At 71.0% G+C, this 25,393-nt stretch carries 28 protein-coding genes and 2 tRNA genes; 13 read left to right on the top strand and 17 right to left on the bottom strand.

Going from position 1 to position 25,393, the window contains the following annotated elements:
• Nucleotides 1–116: 116 nt before the first annotated feature.
• The 9 genes from BA062_RS03240 to BA062_RS03200 form a co-directional block, all read right to left on the bottom strand.
• Entirely contained in the window at nucleotides 117–665 is a 549-nt protein-coding gene (locus BA062_RS03240) for a hypothetical protein (RefSeq protein WP_110334519.1), read from the bottom strand.
• A 91-nt stretch (nucleotides 666–756) separates the two neighbouring features.
• The gene (locus tag BA062_RS03235; RefSeq protein ID WP_146239992.1) at nucleotides 757–981 is read right to left on the bottom strand and encodes a hypothetical protein; all 225 of its coding nucleotides are present in this window, start codon (nucleotides 979–981) and stop codon (nucleotides 757–759) included.
• Nucleotides 982–1,136: 155 nt separating this feature from the next.
• Nucleotides 1,137–1,209, bottom strand: a tRNA-Arg gene (locus BA062_RS03230).
• Between the two features lie 57 nt (nucleotides 1,210–1,266).
• A tRNA-Ser gene (locus tag BA062_RS03225) sits at nucleotides 1,267–1,356 on the bottom strand.
• Between the two features lie 81 nt (nucleotides 1,357–1,437).
• Nucleotides 1,438–3,417 (bottom strand): acetoacetate--CoA ligase, encoded by a 1,980-nt coding sequence (locus BA062_RS03220; RefSeq protein WP_110334517.1) that lies wholly within the window; start codon nucleotides 3,415–3,417, stop codon nucleotides 1,438–1,440.
• A gap of 10 nt (nucleotides 3,418–3,427) precedes the next feature.
• On the bottom strand, nucleotides 3,428–4,186 hold the full coding sequence (locus BA062_RS03215; RefSeq protein WP_110334516.1) for an ESX secretion-associated protein EspG: 759 nt from the start codon (nucleotides 4,184–4,186) through the stop codon (nucleotides 3,428–3,430).
• Nucleotides 4,187–5,260, bottom strand: a complete 1,074-nt coding sequence (locus tag BA062_RS03210; protein ID WP_110334515.1) for a PPE domain-containing protein — start codon at nucleotides 5,258–5,260, stop codon at nucleotides 4,187–4,189.
• Nucleotides 5,260–5,712 (bottom strand): hypothetical protein, encoded by a 453-nt coding sequence (locus BA062_RS03205; protein ID WP_146239991.1) that lies wholly within the window; start codon nucleotides 5,710–5,712, stop codon nucleotides 5,260–5,262. The genes BA062_RS03210 and BA062_RS03205 overlap by 1 nt, the downstream gene beginning before the upstream one ends.
• Nucleotides 5,713–5,795: 83 nt before the next feature.
• A complete protein-coding gene (locus BA062_RS03200) occupies nucleotides 5,796–6,446 on the bottom strand; it encodes a dienelactone hydrolase family protein (RefSeq protein ID WP_110334513.1) in 651 nt (216 codons plus the stop codon).
• Nucleotides 6,447–6,553: 107 nt separating this feature from the next.
• Between BA062_RS03200 and hisC the strand changes: the two genes are divergently transcribed.
• Nucleotides 6,554–7,612 (top strand): histidinol-phosphate transaminase, encoded by a 1,059-nt coding sequence (gene hisC / locus BA062_RS03195; RefSeq protein ID WP_110334512.1) that lies wholly within the window; start codon nucleotides 6,554–6,556, stop codon nucleotides 7,610–7,612.
• 72 nt (nucleotides 7,613–7,684) lie between these two features.
• Here hisC and glmS read toward each other — a convergent pair whose 3' ends face one another.
• The 3 genes from glmS to BA062_RS03180 all read right to left on the bottom strand — a co-directional run bounded on the left by glmS (nucleotide 7,685) and on the right by BA062_RS03180 (nucleotide 10,643).
• A complete protein-coding gene (glmS, locus tag BA062_RS03190; RefSeq protein WP_110334511.1) occupies nucleotides 7,685–9,514 on the bottom strand; it encodes a glutamine--fructose-6-phosphate transaminase (isomerizing) in 1,830 nt (609 codons plus the stop codon).
• A 9-nt stretch (nucleotides 9,515–9,523) separates the two neighbouring features.
• A complete protein-coding gene (locus BA062_RS03185) occupies nucleotides 9,524–9,793 on the bottom strand; it encodes an HU family DNA-binding protein (protein ID WP_110334997.1) in 270 nt (89 codons plus the stop codon).
• A gap of 61 nt (nucleotides 9,794–9,854) precedes the next feature.
• On the bottom strand, nucleotides 9,855–10,643 hold the full coding sequence (locus BA062_RS03180) for a sulfite exporter TauE/SafE family protein (RefSeq protein ID WP_110334510.1): 789 nt from the start codon (nucleotides 10,641–10,643) through the stop codon (nucleotides 9,855–9,857).
• A 146-nt stretch (nucleotides 10,644–10,789) separates the two neighbouring features.
• Between BA062_RS03180 and BA062_RS03175 the strand changes: the two genes are divergently transcribed.
• The 8 genes from BA062_RS03175 to BA062_RS03140 all read left to right on the top strand — a co-directional run bounded on the left by BA062_RS03175 (nucleotide 10,790) and on the right by BA062_RS03140 (nucleotide 18,149).
• Nucleotides 10,790–11,887 (top strand): Rv2629 family ribosome hibernation factor, encoded by a 1,098-nt coding sequence (locus BA062_RS03175; protein WP_110334509.1) that lies wholly within the window; start codon nucleotides 10,790–10,792, stop codon nucleotides 11,885–11,887.
• A gap of 93 nt (nucleotides 11,888–11,980) precedes the next feature.
• Complete coding sequence (locus BA062_RS03170) at nucleotides 11,981–12,412, top strand: ATP-binding protein (RefSeq protein WP_110334996.1); 432 nt, start codon at nucleotides 11,981–11,983, stop codon at nucleotides 12,410–12,412.
• Nucleotides 12,409–13,221, top strand: coding sequence for a SigB/SigF/SigG family RNA polymerase sigma factor (locus BA062_RS03165; RefSeq protein WP_110334508.1), 813 nt, complete (start codon nucleotides 12,409–12,411; stop codon nucleotides 13,219–13,221). Before BA062_RS03170 ends, BA062_RS03165 begins: the two co-directional genes overlap by 4 nt.
• Before the next feature lie 37 nt (nucleotides 13,222–13,258).
• Complete coding sequence (locus BA062_RS03160) at nucleotides 13,259–13,828, top strand: DNA polymerase ligase N-terminal domain-containing protein (RefSeq protein ID WP_110334507.1); 570 nt, start codon at nucleotides 13,259–13,261, stop codon at nucleotides 13,826–13,828.
• 14 nt (nucleotides 13,829–13,842) lie between these two features.
• Nucleotides 13,843–14,763, top strand: a complete 921-nt coding sequence (gene ligD / locus BA062_RS03155) for a non-homologous end-joining DNA ligase (protein ID WP_110334995.1) — start codon at nucleotides 13,843–13,845, stop codon at nucleotides 14,761–14,763.
• Nucleotides 14,760–15,632, top strand: a complete 873-nt coding sequence (ligD, locus tag BA062_RS03150; RefSeq protein WP_110334506.1) for a non-homologous end-joining DNA ligase — start codon at nucleotides 14,760–14,762, stop codon at nucleotides 15,630–15,632. Before ligD (BA062_RS03155) ends, ligD (BA062_RS03150) begins: the two co-directional genes overlap by 4 nt.
• 8 nt (nucleotides 15,633–15,640) lie before the next feature.
• Nucleotides 15,641–16,612: a non-homologous end joining protein Ku gene (gene ku / locus BA062_RS03145; protein ID WP_110334505.1), complete on the top strand. Its 972-nt coding sequence runs from the start codon at nucleotides 15,641–15,643 to the stop codon at nucleotides 16,610–16,612.
• Between the two features lie 103 nt (nucleotides 16,613–16,715).
• On the top strand, nucleotides 16,716–18,149 hold the full coding sequence (locus BA062_RS03140) for an adenylate/guanylate cyclase domain-containing protein (protein ID WP_110334994.1): 1,434 nt from the start codon (nucleotides 16,716–16,718) through the stop codon (nucleotides 18,147–18,149).
• Between the two features lie 28 nt (nucleotides 18,150–18,177).
• Here BA062_RS03140 and BA062_RS03135 read toward each other — a convergent pair whose 3' ends face one another.
• Entirely contained in the window at nucleotides 18,178–19,191 is a 1,014-nt protein-coding gene (locus BA062_RS03135) for a beta-ketoacyl-ACP synthase III (protein ID WP_210406746.1), read from the bottom strand.
• Nucleotides 19,192–19,358: 167 nt separating this feature from the next.
• On the opposite strand from BA062_RS03135, the gene BA062_RS03130 reads away from it, so the two are divergent.
• Entirely contained in the window at nucleotides 19,359–20,456 is a 1,098-nt protein-coding gene (locus tag BA062_RS03130) for a winged helix DNA-binding domain-containing protein (RefSeq protein ID WP_110334504.1), read from the top strand.
• A 9-nt stretch (nucleotides 20,457–20,465) separates the two neighbouring features.
• Here BA062_RS03130 and BA062_RS40180 read toward each other — a convergent pair whose 3' ends face one another.
• Nucleotides 20,466–21,137 carry a hypothetical protein gene (locus BA062_RS40180; RefSeq protein ID WP_210406745.1) on the bottom strand — a complete coding sequence of 224 codons (672 nt, stop codon included), beginning with the start codon at nucleotides 21,135–21,137 and terminating at the stop codon, nucleotides 20,466–20,468.
• Between the two features lie 353 nt (nucleotides 21,138–21,490).
• Here BA062_RS40180 and BA062_RS03120 point away from each other — a divergent pair, with 353 nt between their 5' ends.
• On the top strand, nucleotides 21,491–21,895 hold the full coding sequence (locus tag BA062_RS03120) for an SsgA family sporulation/cell division regulator (protein ID WP_110334503.1): 405 nt from the start codon (nucleotides 21,491–21,493) through the stop codon (nucleotides 21,893–21,895).
• On the opposite strand, the gene BA062_RS03115 is transcribed toward BA062_RS03120, so the two are convergent.
• From BA062_RS03115 to BA062_RS03105, 3 genes are all read right to left on the bottom strand, one after another.
• A complete protein-coding gene (locus BA062_RS03115; protein ID WP_110334502.1) occupies nucleotides 21,896–23,053 on the bottom strand; it encodes a glycoside hydrolase family 3 N-terminal domain-containing protein in 1,158 nt (385 codons plus the stop codon). It abuts the gene before it with no gap.
• Nucleotides 23,054–23,090: 37 nt separating this feature from the next.
• Nucleotides 23,091–23,684, bottom strand: coding sequence for a hypothetical protein (locus BA062_RS03110; protein ID WP_110334501.1), 594 nt, complete (start codon nucleotides 23,682–23,684; stop codon nucleotides 23,091–23,093).
• A gap of 87 nt (nucleotides 23,685–23,771) precedes the next feature.
• The gene (locus tag BA062_RS03105; RefSeq protein ID WP_110334500.1) at nucleotides 23,772–23,996 is read right to left on the bottom strand and encodes a DUF2188 domain-containing protein; all 225 of its coding nucleotides are present in this window, start codon (nucleotides 23,994–23,996) and stop codon (nucleotides 23,772–23,774) included.
• 114 nt (nucleotides 23,997–24,110) lie between these two features.
• On the opposite strand from BA062_RS03105, the gene BA062_RS03100 reads away from it, so the two are divergent.
• Nucleotides 24,111–24,482 carry a helix-turn-helix domain-containing protein gene (locus BA062_RS03100; protein WP_110334499.1) on the top strand — a complete coding sequence of 124 codons (372 nt, stop codon included), beginning with the start codon at nucleotides 24,111–24,113 and terminating at the stop codon, nucleotides 24,480–24,482.
• A gap of 2 nt (nucleotides 24,483–24,484) precedes the next feature.
• On the top strand, nucleotides 24,485–25,075 hold the full coding sequence (locus BA062_RS03095) for an ImmA/IrrE family metallo-endopeptidase (RefSeq protein WP_110334992.1): 591 nt from the start codon (nucleotides 24,485–24,487) through the stop codon (nucleotides 25,073–25,075).
• The last annotated feature ends 318 nt before the right edge of the window (nucleotides 25,076–25,393 follow it).

Raw genomic sequence — 25,393 nt, 5'->3', positions numbered from 1 at the left:
GCTCGCCGCTCAGCACCGGGAACGCGCCCGCATCCGCGGCGAACGCCACCGCCGGTGGGGCCCGCCCTCAACCCCGAGCAGCCTGACCAACCCGGTGATCAATAGTGGTCACCGCACTAGTCACGCCAGTCGCCGGGGTGGAGCGCCGTGGCCAGGATGGTCACGGCGCCGCCGATCGTGATCGACAGGGTGGCCGGGGAGAACGCGCTCGACTCGCCCTCGGAGTGACCGGCGAGGGCGAACACCAACAGCCACGCCACCCCGCACACGACGAGCAGGATGATCCCGAAGACACGCGCGATCCGCACCGTGCGGGGGCTGACCCGGTCCCGGAACAGCTGCACCAGCGCGATGAACGCGACCAGGATGACCAGCACGAACCCACCGACGACGACCGCGGCCATGGCCGCCTCACCGCTGAACGGCCCGTCGCCGGCGTCCGCGAGACCGGCGATCGCGGGGATCAGCGCGATCGTCTCGTCCTCGTCCGAGTTGCCTGCCTCCTCGGTCGCGGACAGGAACGGCAGGAAGTAGCCGAGCACTAGCGCGACCGCGCCGACGGCCACCACCGCGCGGAACAGTGCTACTTCCAGGTAGAGCACGCGGTGCCGCAGCAGCTGTACCTCACGCCGCAGTACTGTGACATCGGCCGTCGTTTCGTCCATGCGAGGAGAGTAAACGGCCCGGGAACGCCGCGAGGGGCAACTTCGCGGCATTGCCCTGAAGGTGCCCGATTTCCACCCCGACCCGGCAAGATCAACCCTGCTCCCGACCACCACCCCAAGTCACGCACCCGTGGCCCCCTGGGCCTGCGGCGAGCCAACGATCGAGCAGAGCGCCGAACGTCGACTTCGTCCGCGCGACCTTCAGCTCGTCGGCCTCGCCCTGCAACTTGGTCAACGCCTTCTCGGCTTCCTTGCGGGCGGCTCGCTCGGAACGCTCGTTACCCGGCTTCTCGATCCTCACCGACTCGACGAGCACGATCCGCTCCCCAGTCGATGGGTCCTTGCCGGCCGACACACGCACCTGGAGCGCGTTTCCGAGACGCCGACTACTGCCTGAAGACCAACAGCCACAGGACTGTAAGACGCCTGAACAGCAAGAAACCCGCTGCTCAGAGCGGGTTTTTCATGCTGCGCGCCCGAAGGGATTCGAACCCCTAACCTTCTGATCCGTAGTCAGATGCTCTATCCGTTGAGCTACGGGCGCAGTGTTCAGTTGTTCCCGACCGGGGTCGGGGTGGTGCTCGGCTAGGCCGAGCCCCGGCGGAGGCTCCGGGATTTGAACCCGGGAGGGGGGGTTACCCCCAACCGCATTAGCAGTGCGGCGCCATAGACCAGACTAGGCGAAGCCTCCCAGGTCGCGACCACTGCCAACATAGAGTACACACGCCTCCGGACCCACCACAAAGCACCCCCGATTAACCCTGTGACCTGGTCATTCTCGGTGAGCGAGAGCCACGAAGGGGGCCAGGGAGCTCGGGTTCGCGAGCGCGTCGCGGCTGACCGCTCGGTCCGGGGCGACGCCTTTGAGGATCTTCTTCACCGGGACCTCGCACTTCTTGCCGTTCAGCGTGCGCGGGACCTCGTCGACCACCACGAACCGGTCCGGAACATGCCTGGGTGAGAGCTCCTTTCGCAGTTCCTTGCGCAGTGACGGCTCCACCGCCTCCAGCGTCGCCCCTTCGGCGAGGACCAGGAAGCACAGCAGCTCACCCTCCTCGTTGGCGGAGGTATCGATGACCAGCGAGTCCTGGACCTCCTCGAAACCCTCCACGACCCGGTAGAACTCCGCCGTGCCCATCCGCACGCCGCCCCGGTTGAGGGTCGAGTCGCTGCGCCCGTAGATGATCGCCGAGCCTCGCGGTGTGATCTTGATCCAGTCTCCGTGCCTCCACTTGCCGGGGAACTCCTCGAAATACGCCTCCCGCAGGCGCCTGCCGTCCGGGTCGTTCCAGAAGAACACCGGCATCGACGGCATCGGCTTGGTGATCATCAGCTCACCGACCTGGTCGACCACCGGCTTGCCCGCCTCGTCGTAGGCCTCCACGGCCGCGCCGAGGCACCGGCACGACAGCTCACCGAGCCACACCGGCAGGTCCGGCGACGAACCCACGAACGCCGTGCACAGATCGGTCCCGCCCGACACCGAGCAGATCTGCACGTGCGGACCGATCGCGTCGGCGATCCAGCGGAAGCCCTCCACGCTCAGCGGCGCCCCCGTGGATCCCAGCGCCCGCATCGCCGACAGGTCGAACTCCTCCGACGGCTTCAGGTGCGCCTTGAGGCAGCTCTGCACGAACGGAGCCGACGTGCCGAAGTACGTCACCCGGTGGCGCTCGGCCAGCCGCCACAGCGTCCGCAGGTCGGGATGCCCGGGGCTGCCGTCGAACAGCACGATCGTCGAGCCGACGAGCAGCCCGGAGATGAGGAAGTTCCACATCATCCAGCCCGTCGTGGTGAACCAGAAGAACCGCTCCCCCGGGCCGAGATCGCACTGCAACGCGAGCGCCTTGAGGTGCTCGACCGTGATCCCGCCGTGGCCCTGCACGATCCCCTTCGGCAGGCCCGTCGTGCCCGACGAGTACAGGACCCACAGCGGGTGGTCGAACTCGACGGGCTCGAACGCGAGCTCGGCACCCGCGTGCTCGGCGAGGAGCGCGTCCCAGCCGAGCGCGTCCGGGATGGCGCCGCCGCCCTCGTAGTCGATCAGCACCGTCGCCGCGAGCCCCGGCAGTTTCCCGCGCAGCTCCTCCACGGTCGGCCGGACGTCGAACGACCTGCCGTTGTACACGTAGCCGTTGACGGCGAGGAGCACCTTCGGCTCGATCTGGGTGAACCGGTCGGCGATCGCGCGCACGCCGAAGTCCGGCGAGCACGACGACCACGTGGCCCCCAGGCTCGCCGCGGCGAGGAAGGCCACGAGCGTTTGCGGGCAGTTCGGCGCGAGCGCCACCACACGGTCGCCCTTGCCGACGCCCAGCGCCACGAACGCAGCCCGCGCCGCGGCGACCCGGGACCGCAGCTCGCCGTAGGTGAGCCGGTCTTCGAGGCCGTCCTCGCGCTGGAAGATCACCGCGAGGTCGCCGTCGGCCTTCTCCGCGCCCGCGACGCCGCCGGACAGGGCGTGCTCCGCGTAGTTCAGCGTCGCGCCCTCGAACCACCGCGCGCCCGGCATCTCCAGCCCCGACAGCACCGCGCCGGGCTGCTCGTGCCAGCGCACCCCGAGGTAGTCGGCGACGGCCGACCAGAAGTCACCGAGCGATCCCGTGGAGAACTCCCAGAGTTCCTGGTAGTCCCTGGTGGTCACGCCGCGCTCGGTGCTCAGCCACCGGCGGAAGTCCTCGATCCTGGTCTCGGCGATGTGCTCGGGAGAGGGCTGCCACAACACCTCTCCGACCTCGGCGTCAGCACTCATACGCCGCACTTTAGGCCAGATCCGAGGCCATTTCCTGCGCCATCGTCAGCAATCGCGCTGGATCGACCGGCGTCACCGTGACCCAGTCGCCGTGCCTGCGCAGGGCGTACCGGCCGTGCTCGGTGTCGACCCAGTTGACCGTGCTCGGCGCGCGGCCGCTCGCCCGTGCGCTCGCGCCGAACCGCCCGGAACCGGATGGTCCGCTGACGGCCCGCAGAAGCGTGTTCGCTTCGGCGGCCCGCACACCCGCGTCGCGCAGCACGTCCAGGAACCCGGTCGAGCCCTCGTACTCGGCCACCCGACAGGCCCTGCGGTAGTCGGCGAACCGGATGTTGCCCGGGCCGCCGATGCCGGCCTGCAGCGGGGATACCGACGTCAGCATTGTCTCCACCAGCGCCGTCCTGCGTACCGGGCCGAGCCGCACCTCGCCGTCGCCGGCACCGGCCGCCACGTCGCCGTACGCGCCGGAGGCACCGGCACCGCGGAACACGGTCCCGTCGCCGGTCACCTCAAGGTCGAGCGACAGCTCGGGCGCGGCCAGCGCGCGCAGCAGGTCGGCCAGGTCGCGGGCGGGGCGGGCGACAGTGCCGAGCCCTCGCTCGGCCAGCGCCCTGTCGGCGAGCTCGACCAGCTCGGCGCGGGCCGACGCCGTGCGCCCCACGTGCGGGATCTCCAGCACGGCGGGAAGCTCACCCAGCCCCAGCTCGGTCCAGATCAGGTACAGCTCACCGGGGTGCAGGCTGAGCCAGCCGGTGCTCTCGTCGTGCACTCACCAGCCTCCGCGCGGACCCTCGCCGAGCACCGGCGGAACCACCGGCACCTGCGGACCCCACAGGTCGTCCTCCTCCTGGAGGTACGACGGCGACTTGCGTTCGACGTCGTCGTCCCCGCCGGGGCGAGCACCGGCGGCGGCACCCATCGGCATCGCGCCGGGCACCGCTCCACCACGCGGGCCGGCGGTCGCCGCGGCGGCGGGAGGCGCGGCCTGTCCGCTCGGCGCCGCCGCACCCGCGCGCGGACCGGCTCCCGGCTGTTCGCCGCCGCTCTGCTGCCCCGGCGTCATCGGCGTGACCGTGCCGCCACCCGGTGAGCCGGGCGCGGACGTGCCACCGGCGACAGGCGCGACCGGACTGACGGAACTCGCCGTCGTGCCGTCGTCCGGCGCCGGTTCAGGCTTCGGCCCGGGCTCCCGGGGAGGAGGAGGCGGCGGGTCGGGTTCCCGCAGCAGCAACGACTCCGGATCCGGGCTCTGGAACGCAGGCACGCGGCCGTACAGCTCGTTGGAGTCACGCTGGTACTGCTCCATCACCTCGGCGGCCTGCTGGTGCAGCTGCCGCGACTCCTCCCGCTCGGGCGCCGGGTCGGCCACCAGGTCGGGTGCGGTGCGCCAGTACTCCTGGGGCACCTGCGGGGTGGGCAGGAAAACCTCCACGGCCGGCGGCGGCTCCGGCATGTTGCGCTTCGCCGTCGCGGCCAGCGCGGCCTGCTCGCTCACGCAGCCGGAGACCACCGCGCTGCCCGCCGCCGACTCCTCCGTCCAGCCCGCGAGCTGCTCGACCTTGCCCCTCGCCTCCTCGGCCGAGGCACCCTGCCAGCCGTCGGCGGCCTCCCGCAGCGCCTTGCGCAGTTCCTGTCCGATCTCGTCCAGCTCGCCGCCGAGCCGGGACCACTGCGCCGCCACCTCGGTGGCGCCCTCCAGGTCGAGCCCGGTGGTGGCCATGTCGTACAGCTCGCGGTGCGAGTAGGTCCGCCAGTTCACGTACTGGCCGAGGTCGCCGGGTTCGGGTTCCGGCTCTGGCCGGGGCCACGGGTAGGGCAGGCAGTGCACCGGCTCGCGTTGCATCAGTCCACCTCCCCGAGCCGGGTGAGCCGTTCGCTCGCGTCGGTGTCGGCCTCGGCGATCAGCCCGGCCGCGCGCCGCACGATCTCGTCGAGCCTCTCCAGCTGACGCGCGAATTCCTCCAGCACGGGCAGCGCGGCACCGGCCCCACCCGACGCCGCGCCACGCAACCGTTCGCCCATCGTGCGGCCGACGAAGTTGTCCCCGAACCGCAGCGGCCGGTCGATGCGCTCACCGCAGTCGGCGATCAAGGTGTGCACCCTCGACTGCACGGCGGTGATCGACGCCAGCAAGCGGTGGGCCGCATCGGGATCGAGCTTCAGCTCACCGGTGCGCACCTGGTCGTGGACCGTCTCGAGGTCCTCGGCGACCGGGGCCAGCGCTGCGGCGGCGCCCGACGCGAACGCTGCGCCGGGCGCCAGCATGGGAACGGGTTGGGCGGAAGGATCGGTCACGACGGCACCCCCAAAGACTCGTGCACGCAGAACTGTACTGCGAAACGGGGGTGCCGACGATCGATTCGCCGGGTTCTACCTGTTCAGCGCAGGTACGCGTCGAACCAGTCGAGCGTGCGCTGCCACGCCTCCGCCGCGGCGGCCGGGTCGGCGTCGAAGCGGTGACTGGCGCCCGGGTAGCGGACGACGTTGGTGGCCACCTTCGCCGCCGACGCAGCCTCCTGCAGCCGCTCGACCGCGAGCTCGCCCGCCACGTCGCCGTCGTCGCCGTACATGCCGAGCCACGGGCTGGTGAGCCTGCCCGCGATCTCCACCAGCGGGGGCAGCTCGTCGGACGCGGGAGTGCTGACGGCGTGCCCGCCGACGCTCACCGCGGCGCCGAGCTTGCGGCTGGCGGCCACCACGAGCGCGGCCGTGCCGCCCGTGTCGAACCCGACGACGCCGATCAGGTCGGCGCGCACGCCGCGTTCCACGAGCCACGCGAGCGTGACGTCGGTGGCCGCGAGCACGTCCTGGCCGGTCAGCGGCGCACCGGCGGCCACGATGTGGGGAGCGACGGCCAGCCAGCCCTCTCCCGCGAGCCCCGAGACGAGCAGCCGCACCGTGTCGGTGACGCCCTCCGCCTCGTGCAGCACGACGAGACCACCTCGCACGGCGCCATCCGGTTCCGCGAAGGTGAGCCTCGCGGTGCGGCCGTCCTCGTGCCGGTAGTCCTCGGTGTACGTCTGCGTCATGTACCCACTCAACCACCGATAGTGGTGTCCCAGTCAACGTGAGCTGGCAGATATGCGGCGAGATAGGTTGAACGGCGAAACCCTTCCGACCCCGAGGAGCGCATCCGATGTCCTCCGCCATCCCGACGAGGGCCGACCTGGCCGCGTTGCCCGCGTACGTGCCCGGCCGCACAGTGCCCGGTGCGATCAAGCTGGCCAGCAACGAGGTGCCGGGCGGCCCCCTGCCCAGCGTGGCCGAGGCGATCGCCCACGCGACGGCACAGGTGAACCGCTACCCCGACATGGGCTCGCAGGCCCTGACGGAGCGGCTGGCGAAAGAGCTGGAGCTGCCCGTCGAGCGGATCGCCGTTGGCTGCGGTTCGGTGTCGCTGTGCCAGCAGCTCGTGCAGGGCATGTGCGAGCCGGGCGAGGAGGTGCTCTTCGCGTGGCGCTCGTTCGAGGCGTACCCGATCGTCACGCAGGTCGGCAACGCGAAGGCCGTGAGGGTGCCGCTGGACGCCTCGCAGACCCACGACCTCGACGCCATGGCCGCCGCGATCACGCCGAAGACGCGGGTGGTGTTCGTGTGCAACCCGAACAACCCCACGGGTACGGCAGTGCGCCGCGACGCGCTGGTGCGCTTCCTCGACCAGGTGCCCTCCGACGTCCTCGTGGTGCTCGACGAGGCCTACCGCGAGTTCGTCACCGACCGCGACGTGCCGGACGGGCTGGAGTTCGTGCGGACGCGGCCGAACGTGACCGTCCTGCGCACGTTCTCCAAGGCCTACGGGCTCGCGGGCCTGCGCGTCGGCTACGCCGTCGGGCCCGAGGAGGTGATCACGGCGCTGCGGAAGGTCTACGTGGCCTTCAGCGTCAACACGCTCGCTCAGACGGCCGCGATCGCCTCGCTGGACGCGAAGGACGAGCTGCTCGCCCGGTGCGCGGACGTGGTGCGGGAGCGCGCGCGGGTGCGCGACGAGCTGCTGGCGGCCGGCTACGACGTCCCCGAGACGCACGCGAACTTCGTGTGGCTGCCGCTCGGCGAGCGCGCCGTCGAGTTCGCCCAGCACGCGCTGGAGCACAAGGTCGTGGTGCGGCCGTTCGCGGGTGACGGCGTGCGCGTGACGATCAGTACCCCCGAGGAGAACGACGTGTTCCTGGACGCGGCGAGGTCGTTCACGCGCTGATGGCCGACCCGTCCACACGCGACGATCGGGTGGCCCCGCTCGGCGAGCGCCGTGCCGACCACGGCGACCGGTTCACTCGACGGTGACGCTCTTCGCCAGGTTGCGCGGCTTGTCGATGTCGCGGCCCAGCGCCGTCGCGAGGTGGTAGGCGAGCAGCTGCAGCGGGATGCCGAACAGGATCGGGTCCAGCTCGGGCTCGGTGCGCGGCACGCGCAGCTCCGCGTCGGCGAGGCCCTCGGGCAGCTGCGCGTTGGTCACCGCGATCACGGGGCCGCCGCGCGCCTTGATCTGCTCCATCGTGCCGATGTTCTTCACCAGCAGCTCGTCGTCGGGAACGATCACCACCGACGGCATGGAGGGGTCGATGAGCGCGATCGGCCCGTGCTTGAGCTCGCCCGCCTGGTATGCCTCGGCGTGGACGTAGGAGATCTCCTTGAGCTTCTGCGCCCCCTCCCTCGCCACGGGCCAGCCCCGCACGCGCCCGACGAAGAACATGTGCCTGGCCTCGGCGAACTTGCGGGCGACCTCGGCGATGGGCTCGTCCTGCGTGCGCACGACCTCCTCGATGTGGTCGGGCAGCGCGTCGAGCCCCTCGACGATGCGGCGCCCGTCGGCGACGGAGAGGTCACGCACGCGGCCCAGCAGCAGGGCGAGCATCGCGAACGTCGTGTTCATGTTCGTGACGGCCTTGGTGGAGGCCACCGACACCTCGGGTCCCGCATGCAGGAACACGCCACTGCCGCACTCGCGGGCGATCGCGCTCGCCACGGCGTTCACGGCACCGATGACGCGGCCGCCCTTGCGGGAGAGCTCCTGCACGGCGGCGAGCGTGTCGGCGGTCTCGCCGGACTGGCTCACGGCGACGTACAGGGTCTCGGGGTCGACCACCGGGTTGCGGTAGCGGAACTCCGAGGCGGGCTCGGCGTCGGCGGGCAGCCGCGCCAGCTCCTCGACGAGGCCGGCGCCGATCTGGCCCGCGTAGTAGGCCGAGCCGCAGCCGAGGAACTTCACGCGCCGGATGGAGCGCAGCTCCCTCGGGTCGAGGCGGAGGCCGCCGAGCCGCGCGGTGGAGAACCGCTCGTCGAGCCTGCCGCGCAGGGCCCGCCGCACGGCCTCCGGCTGCTCGCCGATCTCCTTGCGCATGTAGTCGGCGTAGCCGTCGAGCTGGTAGTCCTCGTCGGACAGCTCGACCTCGGTGGGCGTCTTGTCGGTGCGCTTGGCCTGCAGCGTGCTGGTGCGGTAGTCACCGGCCTTGAGCGTGGCGAGCTCGCCGTCGTCGAGGTAGACCACGCGCTGCGTGTGCCGCACGAGCGCGGCGAGGTCGGAGGCGACGAACATCTCCCCGTCGCCGATGCCTAGCACGATCGGGCTGCCGTTGCGGGCGACCACGATCTCGCCCGGGTTCTTGACGTCGAGCACCACGATGCCGTAGGCGCCCTCCACCTGGTGCAGCGCGCCGCGCACGGCGTCCTCGAGCGTCTCCGCGCCGTCCCGCAGTCGCGCGGCGATCAGGTGCGCGAGCGCCTCGGTGTCGGTGTCGGAGGCGAACTCGACGCCGCTCGCGATGAGCTTCGCGCGCAGCTGCTCGGCGTTCTCGATGATCCCGTTGTGGACGACGGCGATGCGGCCCTCCGCGTCGAGGTGCGGGTGCGCGTTGACGTCGGTCGGCTCGCCGTGGGTGGCCCAGCGCGTGTGCGCGATGCCCACCGGCGCGGGGTTGTCCTCACCCACGAGCGTGCGCAGCTCACCGACGCGCACGGCGGCCTTGGTCACCCTGAGCCTGCCCCGGTGGGCCAGCGCGACACCGGCCGAGTCGTAACCCCGGTATTCGAGCCGCTGCAGGCCCTCCAGCAGGATCGGCGCCGCCTCGCGCTTGCCGATGTAGCCGACGATTCCACACATGGGTGTCTCCTACCCGTAGACGATGCGCCGCAGCTGGCGCTCGGAGAGCGGGCCCGCCGCGACCGGCCTGTTCGCCAGTTCGGCCTGCAGCAGTGCCCAGATCTGCGCGTTGCGCCACCCACGGTTCTTCAGTTCGCGATGCCGCCGCCGCACCAGCTCCTCGGTGGTCTCGCCGAAGAACGCGAGCACGTCGGCGACGACCCTGGCCGCGGTCTCCGAGGGGAGCCCCGTTGAGGCCGCGACGTGCCGCACCAGTTCCGAGGGCGGCGACTGGTCCATGCGCCCGAGCCTGCCCGCGACGGGCGGCCACTTCAAGTTTCCTGCCCGATATCGGGCAAGCTCACACCTGGCGCAGCACCAGCTGGACGATCGCGGCGATGCCGACCACCACGATGACGCCACGCAGCACCGTCGGGGACAACCTGCGCCCGACCAGGGCACCGAGCCAGCCGCCGAGGATCGAGCCGCCCGCGAGCAGCGCGACCACCGGCCAGCTGATCGGGGCCACGAAGGCGTAAATCGTCCCCGCCACCACGTTCACCACGGCGGCGAGCACGTTCTTGATCCCGTTGAGCCGCTGGATGGGCTCGTTGAGAAGCATGCCCATGAACGCCATGAGCATCACGCCCTGCGCGGCCGTGAAGTACCCGCCGTAGATCCCGACCAGGAAGATCAGCGTGAGCAGCAGCACCGTGCCCTGCTTCGCGGGCTCGTCGGCACCGTTGCGCTCCGCCTTGGTCTCCCTACGCCGCAGCACCCACGTCGACACCCTCGGCTGGATGATCACCAGCACCACCGCGAGCCCCACGAGCACGGGCACCACCGTTTCGAAGGCATCCGGCGGCAGCGAGAGCAGCAGCACCGTGCCGCCGACGGCGCCGAGGGCCGACGCGGGCACGAAGGTCAGCAGCCGCCGGAACTGGCCGCGCAGTTCCTTCCGGTAGCCGATCGCGCCGGTGATCGTGCCGGGTACGAGGCCGATCGCGTTGGACGTCGTCGCCGTCACGGGTGGGTAGCCGAACGCGACGAGCACCGGGAACGTCACGAGCGTCCCGGACCCGACCACCGTGTTGATCATTCCCGCCCACACGCCCGCGAGAGCGATGAGAACGGCGTGCCACCAGATCACGGACGGACCATAAGCGGCGGTTATTTGGGCCGCCCCCTGAGGATGCGTATACAGTGTTCAGCCTCACGCTCGACCCTCCCAGGTAGGACGTTTCGCCCGTGCCATACCGGGAATCCCCCGCCGGACACGTTGCGAGGGAGGTACGAGTGGACACGACGAGGTTGCGCGAGCTGGTCACGGCCGACGGCCCGTTCGCCTCGGTCTACTTCGACGACACGCACGACACCGCCGATGCCGAGAAGCTGCTGGAGCTTCGCTGGCGCGAGCTGCGCGAGCGGCTCGAGGACCAGGGCGCCGAGCGGCCAACACTCGACGCGATGGAGACCGCCGTGCGGGAGGCCGCGCCCCCGGTCGGCCGCAGCGGCAGGGCGCTCGTCGCCGTCGGCGACCGCGTGCTGGTGGACCAGGAGCTCGACGAACCACCCGCCCAGCCCATCGCGCGGCTCTCCGGCTTGCCCTACGTGCTGCCGCTGGCCGAGTTCGGGGAGCGCCCGCCCGCGCACGTGCTTGCGGTGGTCGACCACGTCGGCGCCGACGTCACCGCGGTCGACGCGGACGGCAACGTGGTCGACGAGGAGACCGTCGAGGGCTCGGACCACCCCGTGCACAAGGTGCGGGGCGGTGGGTCAGCGCACCGCGACCTCCAGGCACACGCCGAGGAGACGGCCCGGCACAACATCAACCGGGTCGCCGAGCACGTCGCCACCACGGCTCGCCGGATCGGCGCCGGGCTGGTGGTGCTGGCCGGTGAGTCGCAGGCCCGCAAGGAACTGCACGACGCGCTGCCCGAGCAGGTGCGGCGTGTGGCGACCGAGCTGCAGAGCGGCGCGCGTCACCAGGGCGGCGGCAACACCGAGCTGCACGAACAGATCCGGCAGCTACTCGCCAAGACCAAGCAGACCCGCCGCGACGAGGTCGTGGAGCGGTTCCGCGCCGCGCTCGGCAAGCGTGACGGACTCGCCGTGCAGGGGCTGGAGGCCACCACCACGGCGCTGCGGGAGGCCAACGTCGAGACGCTGCTCGTCTCCGATCCCGGCGACGCCGAGGTGCTCACCGGTGAGGAGCCGACGCTCGTCGCGGTTCAGGAGGAGGAGCTCGAGGCCCACGGGAGCAGGTCGGTCAGCAGGCGGCGAGCCGACGAGGCGCTGGCCGTGGCCGCCATCGCGGGGGCCGCCGAGATCGTCTGCACCGGGAACACGGTGGAGCTGGCCGACGGCGTCGGCGCAGTGCTCCGGCACGACTGAACCGCGGCGAAACCGCACATCGAGACGAGGTATGCGCAGGGTGGCTACTGTAGGCGGGAAACGTTGAACGGCCGGCAGAACACTGAGGTGAAAGTGACCGAAACAGAGCCGCCGTCGCAGGACGTCGGTGCCCAGGACGACATCGAGTTGCGGCTGGGCGCGAGCCTGGTCCACCTGCCCATCATCCGCTCCGTGGCGGCGAACATCGCCATGAGAGCCGACTTCGATCTGGACGCCATCGCCGACCTGCGGCTCGCGGTCGACGAGGCGTGCTCCACGCTGATCACCCGCGCGGTGCCCGGCACCACGATGGTGTGCCGGTTCACCATCGACGACGACGAGCTGCGGTTCAGCGGTGCTGTCACTTCCGCCGATCACGAGGCGCCGAGCACGGCGTCGTTCGGCTGGCGCGTGCTCACCACTCTCGCCGACTCGGCCGACTCGTGGGTGGAGACCGCCGCGCGGGACGGGCAGGGCCACTGGGTGCACGTCGAACTCGCCAAGCGAAAGCCGACCCTTACGTGACCGGATCGACGACTCGCGGATCGCGCAGCCCTTCGGACGACTACGAGCACCTCACCCCCCTTTTCGAGGAGTTCGTCGAGCTCGCAGAGGACGATCCACGCCGCGTCGAGCTGAGGGACGAGCTCGTCACCGGCCACCTGCCGCTCGCAGAGCACATCGCGCAGCGGTTCTCCGGCCGCGGCGTGGCCAAGGAGGACCTGGTGCAGGTGGCCAGGGTCGGCCTCATCAACGCGGTCGACCGCTTCGACCCGCGGCGGGGCTCGGACTTTCTCTCGTTCGCCGTGCCGACCGTGATGGGCGAGGTGCGGCGGCACTTCCGGGACACCGGGTGGGTCATCCGCGTGCCGCGCAGGCTCAAGGAGCTGCACCTTTCGATCAACAACGCCAGCACTCAGCTCTCGCAGCGCCTCGGCCGTGCGCCGACGCCGAGCGAGATCGCCGCGCATCTCGACCTCACCCCCGACGAGGTGATGGAAGGCCTTGAGGCCGGCAACGCCTATCACTCGATGTCGCTCGACGAGGTGCTCTCCGGCGACACGGAGAACCTCGCGCTCGGCGACACGCTGGGCGAGGAGGACGCCGCGCTGGAGGGCGTCGAGAACCACGAGACGCTGCAGCCGCTGGTGAAGGAACTGCCGGAGCGCGAGCGCAAGATCCTCGCGCTGCGGTTCGTGCACAACATGACGCAGACGCAGATCGCCGAGCGCATCGGCATCTCGCAGATGCACGTCTCACGGCTGCTCGCCCGCACGCTGGACCGGCTGCGCGAGGGCCTCGTCGAAGATCGCCCCGAGGGCGACGAGCCGTAGCGTTTCAGCAGCTCACAGCCCGGGTACCTGCTCGGGTATGGCGAAGAACGACGCCCTGGGCGAATACCATTCGAAGCGGGACCTGAAGCGGTCCGGCGAGCCCGGTGGGTCGCGGCGCGGGCGGAAGGCCGCGCGGCCGCGCTTCGTCATCCAGCGCCACGACGCGTCGAGCCTGCACTTCGACTTCCGGCTGGAGATCGGCGACGTGCTCGCGTCGTGGTCGATCCCGAAGGGCCCCTCGCTGGACCCCGGCGACAAACGGCTGGCCATCCGCACCGAGGACCATCCGCTCGACTACGCCGACTTCGAGGGGAGCATCCCGGAGGGCGAGTACGGCGCCGGCACCGTGATCGTGTGGGACGCCGGCACGTTCGAGCACCTCGGCGACGGGTCCGCCGAGGACGCGCTCGACCGGGGCAGCCTCAGCTTCCGGCTGGAGGGCGAGAAGCTGCACGGTGCGTTCACGCTCGTGCGCACGCGCGGGAGCCGTCAGGAGCAGTGGCTGCTGATCAAGAAGGACGACGAGGGCGCCGACCGTCGTCGCAAGCCCGCGAAGACGCAGCCGGAGTCGGTGCTCACCGGCCGGACCAACGAGGACCTCGCGTGAGGTGGCACGAGCCCATGCTGGCCACGCTCACCGACCGGTACTTCTCCGATCCGGGCTGGGTGTTCGAACGCAAGCTCGACGGCGTGCGCGCGGTGTGCGTGCGCGAGGACGGCGGCGAACCGCGGCTGTGGTCGCGCAACCACCGGCTGATGAACGCCGCCTATCCCGAGCTGGTGGAGGCGCTCGCCGGGCAGGGCGGCGAGTCGTTCACCGCCGACGGCGAGATCGTGGCCTTCGACGGCAGGCAGACGAGCTTCGCGAAGCTCCAGCCACGCATCCACCTCAGCGATCCGGTGCGCGCGAGGAACACCGGCGTCGAGGTCTTCTACTACCTGTTCGACCTGCTGGAGTTCGGCGGCACCGACGCACGCTCGCTGCCGTTGCGGCAGCGCAGGGAGCTGCTGCGACAGGCGTTCGACTTCCACGGCGCGATCCGCATCTCCCAGTACCGCAACACCGAGGGCGAGAAGTTCCTGGAGGAGGCGTGCGCGAAGGGCTGGGAGGGGCTCATCGCCAAGCGGGCCGACGCGCCGTACACCAGCGGGCGCTCGCGTGACTGGCTGAAGTTCAAGTGCGTCAAGGACCAGGAGTTCGTGGTGGGCGGCTACACCGACCCTTCCGGTTCGCGCGCGGGGTTCGGTTCGCTGCTCGTGGGCTACTACGCGGACGGCGGGCTCCGCTACGCGGGCAAGGTGGGAGCCGGCTACAACGACGCGACGCTGCGCGACCTCCGCCGCAGGTTCGAGACGCTGGGCAGGGCGAAGTCTCCGTTCGCGGGACCGGTGCGGGAGCCGAACAGTCACTGGCTGGAGCCGGAGCTCGTGGTGCAGGTGAAGTTCACCGAGTGGACCGGCGACGGCAGGCTGCGGCACCCTCGGTTCACGGGGCTGCGCAACGACAAACCGGCGACCGACGTGATCCGGGAGACGGCATGACCGACGTGTCCAAGGCAGGCAAGGTGTTCTACCCCGCCGACGACATCACCAAGGGCGACGTCGTCGAGCACTATCGGCGCGTGGCCGAGGTGATGGTGCCGCACCTGAAGGGCCGCCCGCTGACCCTGCGCCGCTACCCGGACGGCATTGAGCGCGAGGGTTGGTTCCAGAAGGAGGCCTCCGAGCACTTTCCCGGCTGGGTACGGGTCGAGGCGGTGCCGCAGCGCGGCAAGCAGGGCGAGTACGTGCACCACGTCGTGTGCGACGACGCGGACACGCTGGAGTACCTTGCCAACCAGGCGACGATCGAGTTCCACGTCTGGTTGTCCACTGTGGACAAGCTGGACTGTCCCGATCTGCTCGTGCTGGACCTCGACCCGCCGGAGGGCACCAAGGCCGCCGAGCTGCGCGGGGTCGCCCGCAGGGCTCGCGACCTGTTCAAGGGCGTCGGGCTCACGTCGTTCGTGCAGGCCACCGGAGGCCGCGGCTTCCACGTCGCCGTGCCGCTGGACGCCACCACCGACTTCGACACCGTGCGGGAGCTGGCCCGGCTCGCCGCCGACCGGCTGGCGGCAGACGACCCCAACCGGCTCACCACGGCGCAGCGCAAGGACAAGCGGGGCGGGCGGATCTTCCTCGACACCAACCGCAACGCCTACGGGCAGACGTTCATCGCGCCGTACTCGCTGCGTGCGCGGCCCGGCGCGCACGTGGCGACCCCGCTGGACTGGACAGAGCTGGGCAGGGCGCGGCCGGACGGCTACGACCTCACCCGGATCCGGCAACGACTGGCGCGCAAGGCCGACCCCTGGCAGAACATCCACGCCCACGCGGCGTCGGCGGCGAACGCGCTGGAGAAGCTGAGCTAGGAGGCGGCATGGCACGCGCGATCTGGAGCGGAGCGCTGAACTTCGGGCTGGTGACGGTGCCCGTCGAGCTGTACAGCGCCACCGAGGACCACACGATCCACTTCCGGCAGTTCCAGCGCGGCACCTCCGACCGGATCAGGTACCGGCGCGTGAACGAGCGCACCGGCGAGGAGGTGCCGTACGAGGACATCGTCAAGGGCTACGACCTCGGCGGGGACGAGTACGTGCTGGTGGAGCCCGACGAGCTGGACCAGATCGCGCCGGGTCGCTCCCGCACGATCGACATCGACGCGTTCGTGGACCTCGACGAGATCGATCCCATCTACTTCCAGAAGACCTACTGGCTCGCGCCCGCGAAGGAGGAGTTCGGCCGCGCGTACAGCCTGCTGATCGAGGCGATGGGCAAGACCAACCGGGCCGGGCTCGCGCGGTTCGTCATGCGGGGCAAGGAGTACATCGCGGCGGTGCGATCGGGCGACGGCGTGCTCGTACTGAACACGCTGCTCTTCCCCGAGGACATCCGCGAGCCGAAGAAGGAGATCAGCAAGCTCCCCGCGCCGGGCGACGTGAAGCCCAAGGAGGTCGACATGGCGGTGAGCCTGATCGAGTCGATGGCCGAGGACTGGAAGCCCGACGACTACCACGACACCTACACGCAGCGCGTCAAGAAGCTCATCGAGGACAAGCGCGCAGGCCGCACGGTGACGCCGGAGGAGGCGCCGCCCGAGGCCACGAAGGTCGTGGACCTGTTCGAGGCCCTCTCGCGCAGTGTGGAGAGCCGCAAGAAGGGCGGGTCGGCCACCAGGTCGGCCAAGAAGGGCAAGGCCAAGCAACCGGACCTGTCGGAGCTGAGCAAGGCCGACCTCGACAAGATGGCCCGCGAGGCGGGCATCAAGGGCCGGTCGAAGATGACGCGCGCCCAGCTGGAGAAGGCGCTCGCCGACGCCTCAGGCGCACCGGCACGCAAACGAGCCTCCTGAGGCGCGCGCCAGGCAATACGATCACCGCGTGCGCACGACTCGCCTGCCGACGCGGTTCCACACCGTCGTGCGCACGAGCCTGGGCTTCGCCGCGCTCGGCTTCATGTCGAGCTTCTGCGGCGCCGGAATCGTCTTTCTGCTGCTCATGCTGCAGGGCGTCCCCGAGACCGTCGCAGGGCACGGCTGGATCATCGCCGTGTGCGCTGGCGGGTACGTGCTGCTGTCCGTGCTGGTGGGCACGGCGTGGGCGGTGTTCCTGCAACGCCGTACCGCCGTGTGGTTCGTGCTGGGGCGCGAACCGACGCGGGAGGAGGCGCGCCGCGCGCTGCGCCTTCCCGTGGACCTCGCGACGGTCAGCGGCACGCTGTGGCTCGGCGGCGTCGTGGTCATCGGCACGCTCACGGCGGTGTTCGGCACGTGGCTCGACGCGCTGGGCGTGGCGATGGCGATCCTGCTCGGCGGGTTCGCGACGGTGGGCCTCACCTACCTGGCCACGGAGTGGGTCGCGCGGCCGGTGATGACGATGGCGCTGGCCACCGCGCCGCCGCGCGGCACGCTGCCGATGACGGTGCTGCGCCGGCTCGTCATCACGTGGGCTCTGGCCAGCGGTGTGCCGATGGTGGGCGTGCTGCTGGTGGTGCTGCCGCCCGATCTCGGCCCGAGCGACCCCGCGCCCAGCCTACTGGCGCTGTCGGTGACGGGGCTCGTGCTCGGCGCGCTCGCGACGGCACTGCTGGCGCGCGCGGTGGCCGCGCCGCTGCACCGGCTGCGCCTCGCGCTCGACCAGATCGCCAAGGGGCGCCGCGACGTGCGGGTCGGCATCGACGACTCCAGCGAGATCGGGATGCTCCAGACGTCGGTGAACGACCTCGCGAAGGGCCTCGCCGAGCAGGAACGGCTGCGGGACCTCTTCGGCAGGCACGTCGGCGACGACGTGGTGCGGCACGCGCTCGAGTACGGCGCCTCCCTCTCCGGCGACGTGCGGGACGTGACGGCGCTGTTCGTGGACGTGGTGGACTCCACGGCGCTGGCGGCGGAGCTACCGCCGGACGAGGTGGTGCGCAAGCTCAACGGCCTGTTCGCGAGCGTCGTCGACGCGGTGGGCACCCACGGCGGACTGGTGAACAAGTTCCAGGGCGACGCGGCGCTGTGCATCTTCGGCGCCCCGACGCGGCACGCCGACCCGGCGACGTCAGCGCTGCGCGCGGCGCGGGCCATCCGCGACGCCGTGTCCTCCGGGGAGCTCGACCTCGGCATCGGCGTCGCCAAGGGCCCCGCGTTCGCGGGCCAGCTGGGCACGGCGAGCCGCTTCGAGTACACGGTGATCGGCGACGCGGTGAACGAAGCGGCGCGGCTCACCGAACACGCGAAGCAGGCCGAGGGCCGGATTCTGGCGAGCGAGGCCGTCGTGAAGGCATGTGTCGCTTCGGAGCGGGGCCTCTGGCAGCACCACGGAACCATCCACCTCCGTGGCCGCCCCACCCCCACCGAAACCTGGGAGCCACACCCGCCCCCAAGGCCACCTTTGTTGCGTTGAACGCAACAAAGGTGGCCTTGGGGGCTGTTCAGCCGGGGGTGATGTCGGGCCAGCGCAGGGCGGTGGCGCCCCACGTGAGGCCGGCGCCGAAGGCGCTCACGAGCACGCGGTCGCCCGCCTGGAGAGTGCCGTCGTTGACCGCGTCCACCATCGCGAGCGGGATCGACGCGGCACTCGTGTTGCCGGTGCGCTCGATGTTGACCACGAGGCTGTCGGCGGGCAGGCCGAGCTGCTTGGCCGTGGCGTGCAGGATCCGGATGTTGGCCTGGTGACCGATGAACCGGTCGACGTCGCTGACCGTCCAGCCCGCCCGCTCCATCACCGTGCGCGACGACTCCGCCATGCGCGCGGTCGCGTGCCGGAACACCGCGGGCCCCTGCATGCTGAAGTAGTGGTCCTCCGGGTTGTCGGACGTCTTCTGCTTCGCCCCGCCCGCGGGCACGATCAACAGCTCGGCCAGGTCGCCGTCGCTGTGCAGGTCGAACGGCCCCATCGCACCGAGCTCGTCCGGCTCGCCCGCACGCAGCACCACCGCTCCCGCGCCGTCGCCGAAGATCGGCACGGTGCCGCGGTCCTTCGGGTTCAGCAGCGTGGTGAACGCGTCGGCGCCGACCATCAGCACACTGCACGCGGCACCCGCCGAGATCAGTCCGGCGGCCGTGGCCAGCGCGTACACGAACCCGCTGCACACCGCGTTGACGTCGAAGGCGGCGATGTTGCCGAGCCCGAGCCTGCTCGCCACCTGCGGAGCACTGGCGGGACAGATCTGGTCGGGCGTCGCCGTGGCGAGCACGAGCGCGTCGACGTCCCGTGAGCCCGCCGAGTGCAGGGCGCGCCGTCCCGCCTCCACAGCCATGTCCACTGTGGACATACCGGGGTCGACGACGTGCCGTTGCCCGATGCCGGTCCTGGTCCGGATCCACTCGTCGGACGTGTCGAGGTGCCGGCTCAGTTCGTCGTTGTCCACTATGCGCGGCGGGAGCCAGCCGCCGAGACCGGCGAGCACCGCCACACCACGCGCATCGTGCGTGGGCACTTGCATCCTCCAGGGGCCTGCGTCGGGAAACGGGGAGACGCGAAACCGCCCCCGAACACTTGTATGGCCTACTAATCGGTAGAGGCTTCCGTTGTGACCTATGTCTCAACGAGTGTAGACCTCGGCGCAAATCAGGCCGGGACCCGACCGGAACAACCACTAGAAAAGACGCCATGACCACCCTCGGCACGCGCGCCCTCAACCGCGCCCTGCTGGCCCGTCAGTCGCTGCTGGAACGGGGCGAGCGGCAGGCGATCGAGCTGATCGAGCACCTCGTGGGCATGCAGGCGCAGGCACCGTTTCCGCCCTACTACGGCCTCTGGACCCGGCTGCGCGGCTCCTCCCCGGGCCAGCTGTCGCAGCTCCTGCTCAGCCGGGACGTCGTGCGGATGGTCAACCTCCGCGGCACCGTGCACCAGGTGAGCGCCGCCGACGCGTTGCCGTTGCGCGCGTTCACCCAGCCGGTCATGGACAGCGACCTGAAGGGCAACCAGCAGCACACCGCGCGGCTGAACGGACTCGATCTCGGCGAACTCGCCGCCACGGCGAGCGCGTTGCTGGCCGGGAAGCCACTGAGCAGCGCCGAGTTGGGCACGGAACTCGCCGCGCGCTGGCCCGATCGCGAGCCGACCGCGCTGGTCTTCGCGGCCCGCAACCTGCTCCCGCTCGTGCAGGTACCGCCGAGGGCCGTGTGGGGCCGCAGCGGGCAACCGACGTACGCGCTCGCCACCGACTGGCTCGGCACGCGAACGACCCGCGGGCCCGACGCCGAGCGGCTGATCCTGCGCTATCTCGGCGCGTTCGGGCCCGCGAGCGTGCGCGACGTGCAGACGTGGTGCGGGCTGACGAGGCTGGGCGAGGTGGTGGAGCGGCTGCGGCCCCGGCTGCGGACGTTCCGCACCGAGGACGGCGTCGAGCTGTTCGACCTTCCCGACGCCCCGCGCCCCGCGGAAGACACGCGCGCACCGGTGCGGTTCGTGCCCGAGTACGACAACCTGCTGCTCTCCCACGCCGATCGCAGCAGGGTGATCAGCCAGGAGGACCGCAGGCGCATCGCCACCCGCAACGGCATCGTGCCGGGCGCGTTCCTCGTCGACGGGTTCGTGCGCGGCGCCTGGAAGATCAAGCGGGACAAGAAGACCGCGGCGCTGGAGATCCAGCCGTTTCGCCCGCTGTCCAAGCGGGACACGGCCTCACTGGCCGCTGAGGGCCGACGGTTGTTGACGTTCGCCGAGGTGCCCGGCGGCGAGGTGCGTTTCTTACCGTCCTAACCGGACGGATCACCAGTCGTGGTAGCCGAAATCACCGCGGTAACGCGAGTCGGAGTCGTCGGAGTCGTCGTCCCGGTCCCGCTGGGCCGACATGGCTTCCCGGCGCTGCTCGAGGTAGTGCTCGAACATCGGGTCGATGAACTCGCGCATCCGATCGGTGAACCGCGACGACGGCCCCATTCCCGCCGGCAGGTCCATGCGCGCCTCCGGGAGGCCGAGCTCGGGCACCTGTGCCTCGGCCGCGATCACCGGCTCGGGCTCCGGCTCGGGGACGGGCTCCGGCTCCGGCTGAGGTTCCTCCTCCACCACGGCGACCGGCGCGGGCGGGTCGACGGTCTCCGGCGCGGGAATGGCACCGGGATCGGGACTGGCCTTGCCCTCGACCTCCGTGGGCCGAGGCGTCTCGACGACCACGATCGGCCCCCCGCCCGCGGCCTCGCCCGCCATGGGCGTGCCCGCGCCCTGCCCCGGCCGCCCGTCGACGACGGCACCGAACGCGACGACCGCCATCAACACGGCCGCGGCCATGCTCGCGATGCCGGACCGGTTGACGCGGCGGACAGGCACGCCGTCGTCGGGACCGTCGCCGGAGTACGCGCCGGGCACGCTGGCGCCAATGATCCCCGTGCGGTCGAGCAGGTCCGCGTCATGCGGAGTCTGGCGCAGAACCTTGGGCGCCATCAGGTCCCTCCATCAACATCGTCCCCCAGTGGCCGACCAAGGCCCGATCGCTGGTTTACCCCGCCGCACGAGTGGTGTCACTAGGCCACCCCGGGTACTCCGACAACTCGACTCGATCGAGTGAACAGCCTGCCAACAAGCCACGTTCGGCCCGCCCAACAGGCAATTCGCACACGTGCGACCACCCGGCCGGACTAGCTACGAAGCGCGCGGCGCGGGCGTTGCTCTACTCGCAGTTGTCTCGAAAGGAATTCCCCCGATCGGCGCATCACAACACAGCCAGGTGGACGTCTCTCCTTGCGGAAGGGCCGCCCACAGCAAGCGGGCGGCACGGACAGACGGGAGGGTGTGCCGTGCACCAGGACGCCGTACACCAAAGCCAGTTCGTGTACCTCAACGGCTGCGGCACGCCGCTGCTGTCCCGCCTCTCCTACGCGGCGGACGAGCCGTTCACGGTCGCGCTCGCGTTCCGCATCGAGCCGGGCGAGTGGGTCGAATGGGAGTTCGCGCGCGATCTGCTCCTCGACGGCATCACCGAGCCAACGGGCATCGGCGACGTGCGTGTCCGCCCCGACCTCGCCACGCACGAGGACTACCTCGTGCTGGAACTGGAGTCACCCGACGGCTACGCGGTGGTGGAGATCGACATCGAGGACGTGCGGCGCTTCACCGAGGCAACCGTGGAGATCGTGCCGCCGGGCACCGAGAGCGGCCACCTCGACCTCGACGCCCTCATCGCCCACCTCACGGCGGCGTAGCTACCCGCAGGCGTTCTTCGAGCGCAGCACCCGCTCGAGCGCGTCCTCGACGCGCTCGCCGGGCAGCTCGCCGTCGGCGACCGCCTGCTCCAGCCGGTCGAGCACGGGTGCGACGTCCCCTCCTGAGGACCACAGCGCCTGGTCGGCACCGGCCTGCAGGGCGCGCAGCACGGCCTCGGGCACGCTGTAGCGGTCGGAGATCGCCTTCATGGCGCCGAGGTCGTCGGTCACCGTCACGCCCTGGAAGGCGTAGTCGGTGCGCAGGAGCTGGTAGGCGGCAGGCGAGAGCGACGCGGGCTGTCCCTCGGTCAGGCCGGGCACGTCGAGGTGGCCCACCATCACACTGATGTCGCCGTACTGGGCGATGTCCTCGTACGGCAGGAGGTCGTGCTCCCGCAGGTCGGCGAGCGGCGGGGTGCGCACCAGGCCGGTGTGGGAGTCGCCGCTCGCCCGCCCGTGGCCGGGGAAGTGCTTGAGCACGGGCCGCACGCCGGCGTCGGTGAGCCCGGCGGCGAAGGCCAGCGCGTACTCGCGGGCCACCGCGGGGTCTGCGCTGAAGGAGCGGTCGCCGATCGCGGCGTTCGCGTCCTCGTCGGTGAGGTCGGCGTCGGGCCCGTAGTCGACGGTCACACCCCTCGCCAGCATGGCCTTTCCGCGCTCCTCGGCGAGCGCGCGCACCTGCTCCGGCGTCATGGTCCGCGCCATCTCCCGCGCGCTCGGCAGGTCGCCTTCGAGCTGGTCGAGCCGCTGCACGCGGCCGCCCTCGTCGTCGACGGCCACCGAGACCGGCACCTTCGCCGCCTCCTGGACCCGCGCGAGCGCGTTGTCCGTGAGCAGATCGGTCGCGTTGCCCCCGATGAAGATGCCACCCACCTGCTCGTCGCGCACGAGCGCCACCGCGGCGGCGGGGTCGCTCGGCTCCACGCCGACCACCACGAGCTGGGCCACGCGCTCCCTCGGCGACATCCCGGCGATCACCGGTTCACAGCCGGTGCCTGCGGGGGCGGCCGGGGACGTCGTGGGCGCGGCCTGCGAGGACGCGGACGACGGGGGCCGCGACGCCGCCGAGCCCGGGCTCGGGGAGTTGCCGGAGCCGCCGGGCGAACCACACCCGGCGAGCAGGGACACGAACACGGTCGTCAGGAGCAAACGCTTCATCGTTGCCCCACGGTACGTTGTGCGGCCCGGCGGCCACTCAACTGAGGGTCGTCGCGGGTGACGCACACCCCTCGACGATGAGCCGCGCCGGAACGCCCGTGACGGTGTTGCCCTGCACGTCGGTGGCGACGACCTGCCACACCACCTCGCCCCGCTGCGGGAACGGGCCGAGCCGGGCCGACCACGACACGCCGGGTCCCTTCGCCATCGGCGTCGTACCGTGCGGCCCGCCCGGCATGCTCCAGCTGAGCGTCACCGACCGCACCCCGCTGCCGTCGGCCACCATCGCCTCGACGGTGGTGACGTCTCCAGCGCACCCCCGCACGGTGAGCCCGCCATCCCCTGCCGACTGGCCCATGATCTCGGGCGGCAGCGCGTCCGCTCCCGACGTGCCCGACCGGGGACCGACCACGGCCGATGCGGGTCCCAGCGCCGAGGACCCGGCCGAGGTGGGAGCCGCGGCGGGAGTGGCGAGCGGGGGCACGCCGGGGCGCCCCGGGGCCATTTCCGGCCTCGGCTCCGTCCTGGCGGCCAGCAGCGCGACGCCGACGGCGACCAGCAGCGCCACCGCACCGGCCACGGCCACCGGTACGCGGTGCGTCCGGGACGGCGGCGGGCTCACGCTGCTCATGGGGCCCTCCGTTCACGAAGGGTGGGTCGGAAAACGCGGTCTCCACGTTGTCTTTCGCCCAGCCGTGCCGCAGCGCTACACACGGCGTCAGCTCCGGGGCGTACCCCCATATCTTCGCTCGCGCTCGACGGTTCCGTCCATCCGTTCGACCACCAGCACGCTGGGCGGGTTCGCCCGGGCCACGCGCGCGGCCTCGGCGACGGCGTCACGTTTGCGGCAGTACCGGGAGAGCACCAGTTCGTCGTGGATCACGAGCCAGGTCAGCGAGTCCGGGGAGAACCGGAACCGCACCTGGAACAGCTTCCTCGTCATCGTCGCTCCCTTCACCGACGTTGCTATACTGGAACAACGTAGCAGTACCGCGACGAATGGCAGAATTGACACACCCCTGTGATAGTGAAAATACGACTCACGGAGGGCGGCGATATGGAAGGCCGGATGGACGCGCGTCGGCTCTACGACGCGCTGGACGCGCAGCGGGGCTCACGCGGGATGTCGTGGCGCCAGCTCGCCGACGAGGCCGGGGTCAGCCCCTCGCTGCTCAGCCGAATGGGCAACGGACACCGCCCGGACCTCGACGGGTTCATCGCGCTCGTCCAGTGGCTCGGCTCGCCTGCCGAGGTGTTCATGGTCTGGCCCGACGGAAAGGAACGCGCACAGGAGGAACCCGCACTCGAGACCCAGCTCGCCCTGCTGCTGCGGGCGAGGGACGACCTGTCGCAGGCCGACAAGGACTACCTGCTGGAGATCGTCGGCGCGACCATGCGAAGGATCAAAGTGGACCGTCAGGAGAGATGAGCGTGGCCCTACGGCGCGGTTTCAAGGCAGAAGCGAAGCGACTGGCGCTCGACGTCCGCGAGGAGATGGGCATCGGCGTCTTCGCCCCGCTCGATCCGTACGCACTCGCCGACCTGTACGGGATCGAGGTACACGACCTGAGCCACCCGTCCCTGCCCCGCGACGCCGTACGGCACTTCACCGGCCCGGCCGCGGCGTCGTTCTCCGGAGCGCTGGTGTCCGTCGGCAGGGGCGCCGTGATCATCGAGAACCACGTGCACGAGACCAACCGCCGCCGCTCGACGATCGCCCACGAGATGGCACACGTGTTGCTGGAGCACGACTTCGGCGTGCTGCTCACCGACGGCGAGCAGTGCCGGTCGTCCTCATCGGACCTCGAGCTGGAGGCGGCCGAGCTCTCCGGCGAACTGCTGCTGCCGTGCGACGCGGCGAGGACGGCGGCCTTCCGGGGCTGGACCGACACCTCGGTGGCGCGGTACTTCCGGATCAGCCGGAGCATGGCGCGCTGGCGGCTCAACACCACGGCGGCGAGGCGGATCGCACGGTGCACCAAGGCGAAATGGCGGGAACCGGTTCCGGCGAACGTCTGCTAGCTACGGCTTGCGACCCACGGCGCCGACGATGCACCGCGCGGCGGCGCTCAGCGCGTTCAGCACGGGCCCGCCGGGCCACCACTCGTCGCACACGGAACTCACCCGCCCCCATCGGCCCGTTCACGAGGATGTTCTCGATCCGCTTGGCGACGGCCGTCAGCTCCGGCACCTCGGGGTCGAAGAAGTGCGAGAAGACGACGTAACTGCCCCAGGGCAACGCATCGATGTACTCGCGCATGATCGCGGAACCGCGGTCGCCGGCGACGTGGTGCAGGGTGCCCACCTGGATGTCCGCGGAGATCAGGTGAACGAAGTCGT

Origin of the sequence: Prauserella flavalba, from assembly GCF_003202235.1 — a bacterium.
GTDB lineage: Bacteria > Actinomycetota > Actinomycetes > Mycobacteriales > Pseudonocardiaceae > Prauserella_A > Prauserella_A flavalba.
The sequence above is the reverse complement of the archived record's forward strand: the minus strand, read 5'-3'. Positions and strand labels throughout refer to the sequence as shown.

What these genes read in the sequence shown, in the direction of transcription:
- BA062_RS03240 (WP_110334519.1), bottom strand. Translation starts at nt 665, where the DNA reads ATGGACGAAACGACGGCCGATGTCACAGTACTGCGGCGTGAGGTACAG.
- BA062_RS03220 (WP_110334517.1), bottom strand. Translation starts at nt 3,417, where the DNA reads ATGAGTGCTGACGCCGAGGTCGGAGAGGTGTTGTGGCAGCCCTCTCCC.
- BA062_RS03210 (WP_110334515.1), bottom strand. Translation starts at nt 5,260, where the DNA reads ATGCAACGCGAGCCGGTGCACTGCCTGCCCTACCCGTGGCCCCGGCCA.
- BA062_RS03200 (WP_110334513.1), bottom strand. Translation starts at nt 6,446, where the DNA reads ATGACGCAGACGTACACCGAGGACTACCGGCACGAGGACGGCCGCACC.
- hisC (WP_110334512.1), top strand. Translation starts at nt 6,554, where the DNA reads ATGTCCTCCGCCATCCCGACGAGGGCCGACCTGGCCGCGTTGCCCGCG.
- glmS (WP_110334511.1), bottom strand. Translation starts at nt 9,514, where the DNA reads ATGTGTGGAATCGTCGGCTACATCGGCAAGCGCGAGGCGGCGCCGATC.
- BA062_RS03185 (WP_110334997.1), bottom strand. Translation starts at nt 9,793, where the DNA reads ATGGACCAGTCGCCGCCCTCGGAACTGGTGCGGCACGTCGCGGCCTCA.
- BA062_RS03160 (WP_110334507.1), top strand. Translation starts at nt 13,259, where the DNA reads ATGGCGAAGAACGACGCCCTGGGCGAATACCATTCGAAGCGGGACCTG.
- ligD (WP_110334995.1), top strand. Translation starts at nt 13,843, where the DNA reads ATGCTGGCCACGCTCACCGACCGGTACTTCTCCGATCCGGGCTGGGTG.
- ligD (WP_110334506.1), top strand. Translation starts at nt 14,760, where the DNA reads ATGACCGACGTGTCCAAGGCAGGCAAGGTGTTCTACCCCGCCGACGAC.
- ku (WP_110334505.1), top strand. Translation starts at nt 15,641, where the DNA reads ATGGCACGCGCGATCTGGAGCGGAGCGCTGAACTTCGGGCTGGTGACG.
- BA062_RS03140 (WP_110334994.1), top strand. Translation starts at nt 16,716, where the DNA reads ATGTCGAGCTTCTGCGGCGCCGGAATCGTCTTTCTGCTGCTCATGCTG.
- BA062_RS03135 (WP_210406746.1), bottom strand. Translation starts at nt 19,191, where the DNA reads ATGCAAGTGCCCACGCACGATGCGCGTGGTGTGGCGGTGCTCGCCGGT.
- BA062_RS03130 (WP_110334504.1), top strand. Translation starts at nt 19,359, where the DNA reads ATGACCACCCTCGGCACGCGCGCCCTCAACCGCGCCCTGCTGGCCCGT.
- BA062_RS40180 (WP_210406745.1), bottom strand. Translation starts at nt 21,137, where the DNA reads ATGGCGCCCAAGGTTCTGCGCCAGACTCCGCATGACGCGGACCTGCTC.
- BA062_RS03115 (WP_110334502.1), bottom strand. Translation starts at nt 23,053, where the DNA reads ATGAAGCGTTTGCTCCTGACGACCGTGTTCGTGTCCCTGCTCGCCGGG.
- BA062_RS03110 (WP_110334501.1), bottom strand. Translation starts at nt 23,684, where the DNA reads ATGAGCAGCGTGAGCCCGCCGCCGTCCCGGACGCACCGCGTACCGGTG.
- BA062_RS03105 (WP_110334500.1), bottom strand. Translation starts at nt 23,996, where the DNA reads ATGACGAGGAAGCTGTTCCAGGTGCGGTTCCGGTTCTCCCCGGACTCG.
- BA062_RS03100 (WP_110334499.1), top strand. Translation starts at nt 24,111, where the DNA reads ATGGAAGGCCGGATGGACGCGCGTCGGCTCTACGACGCGCTGGACGCG.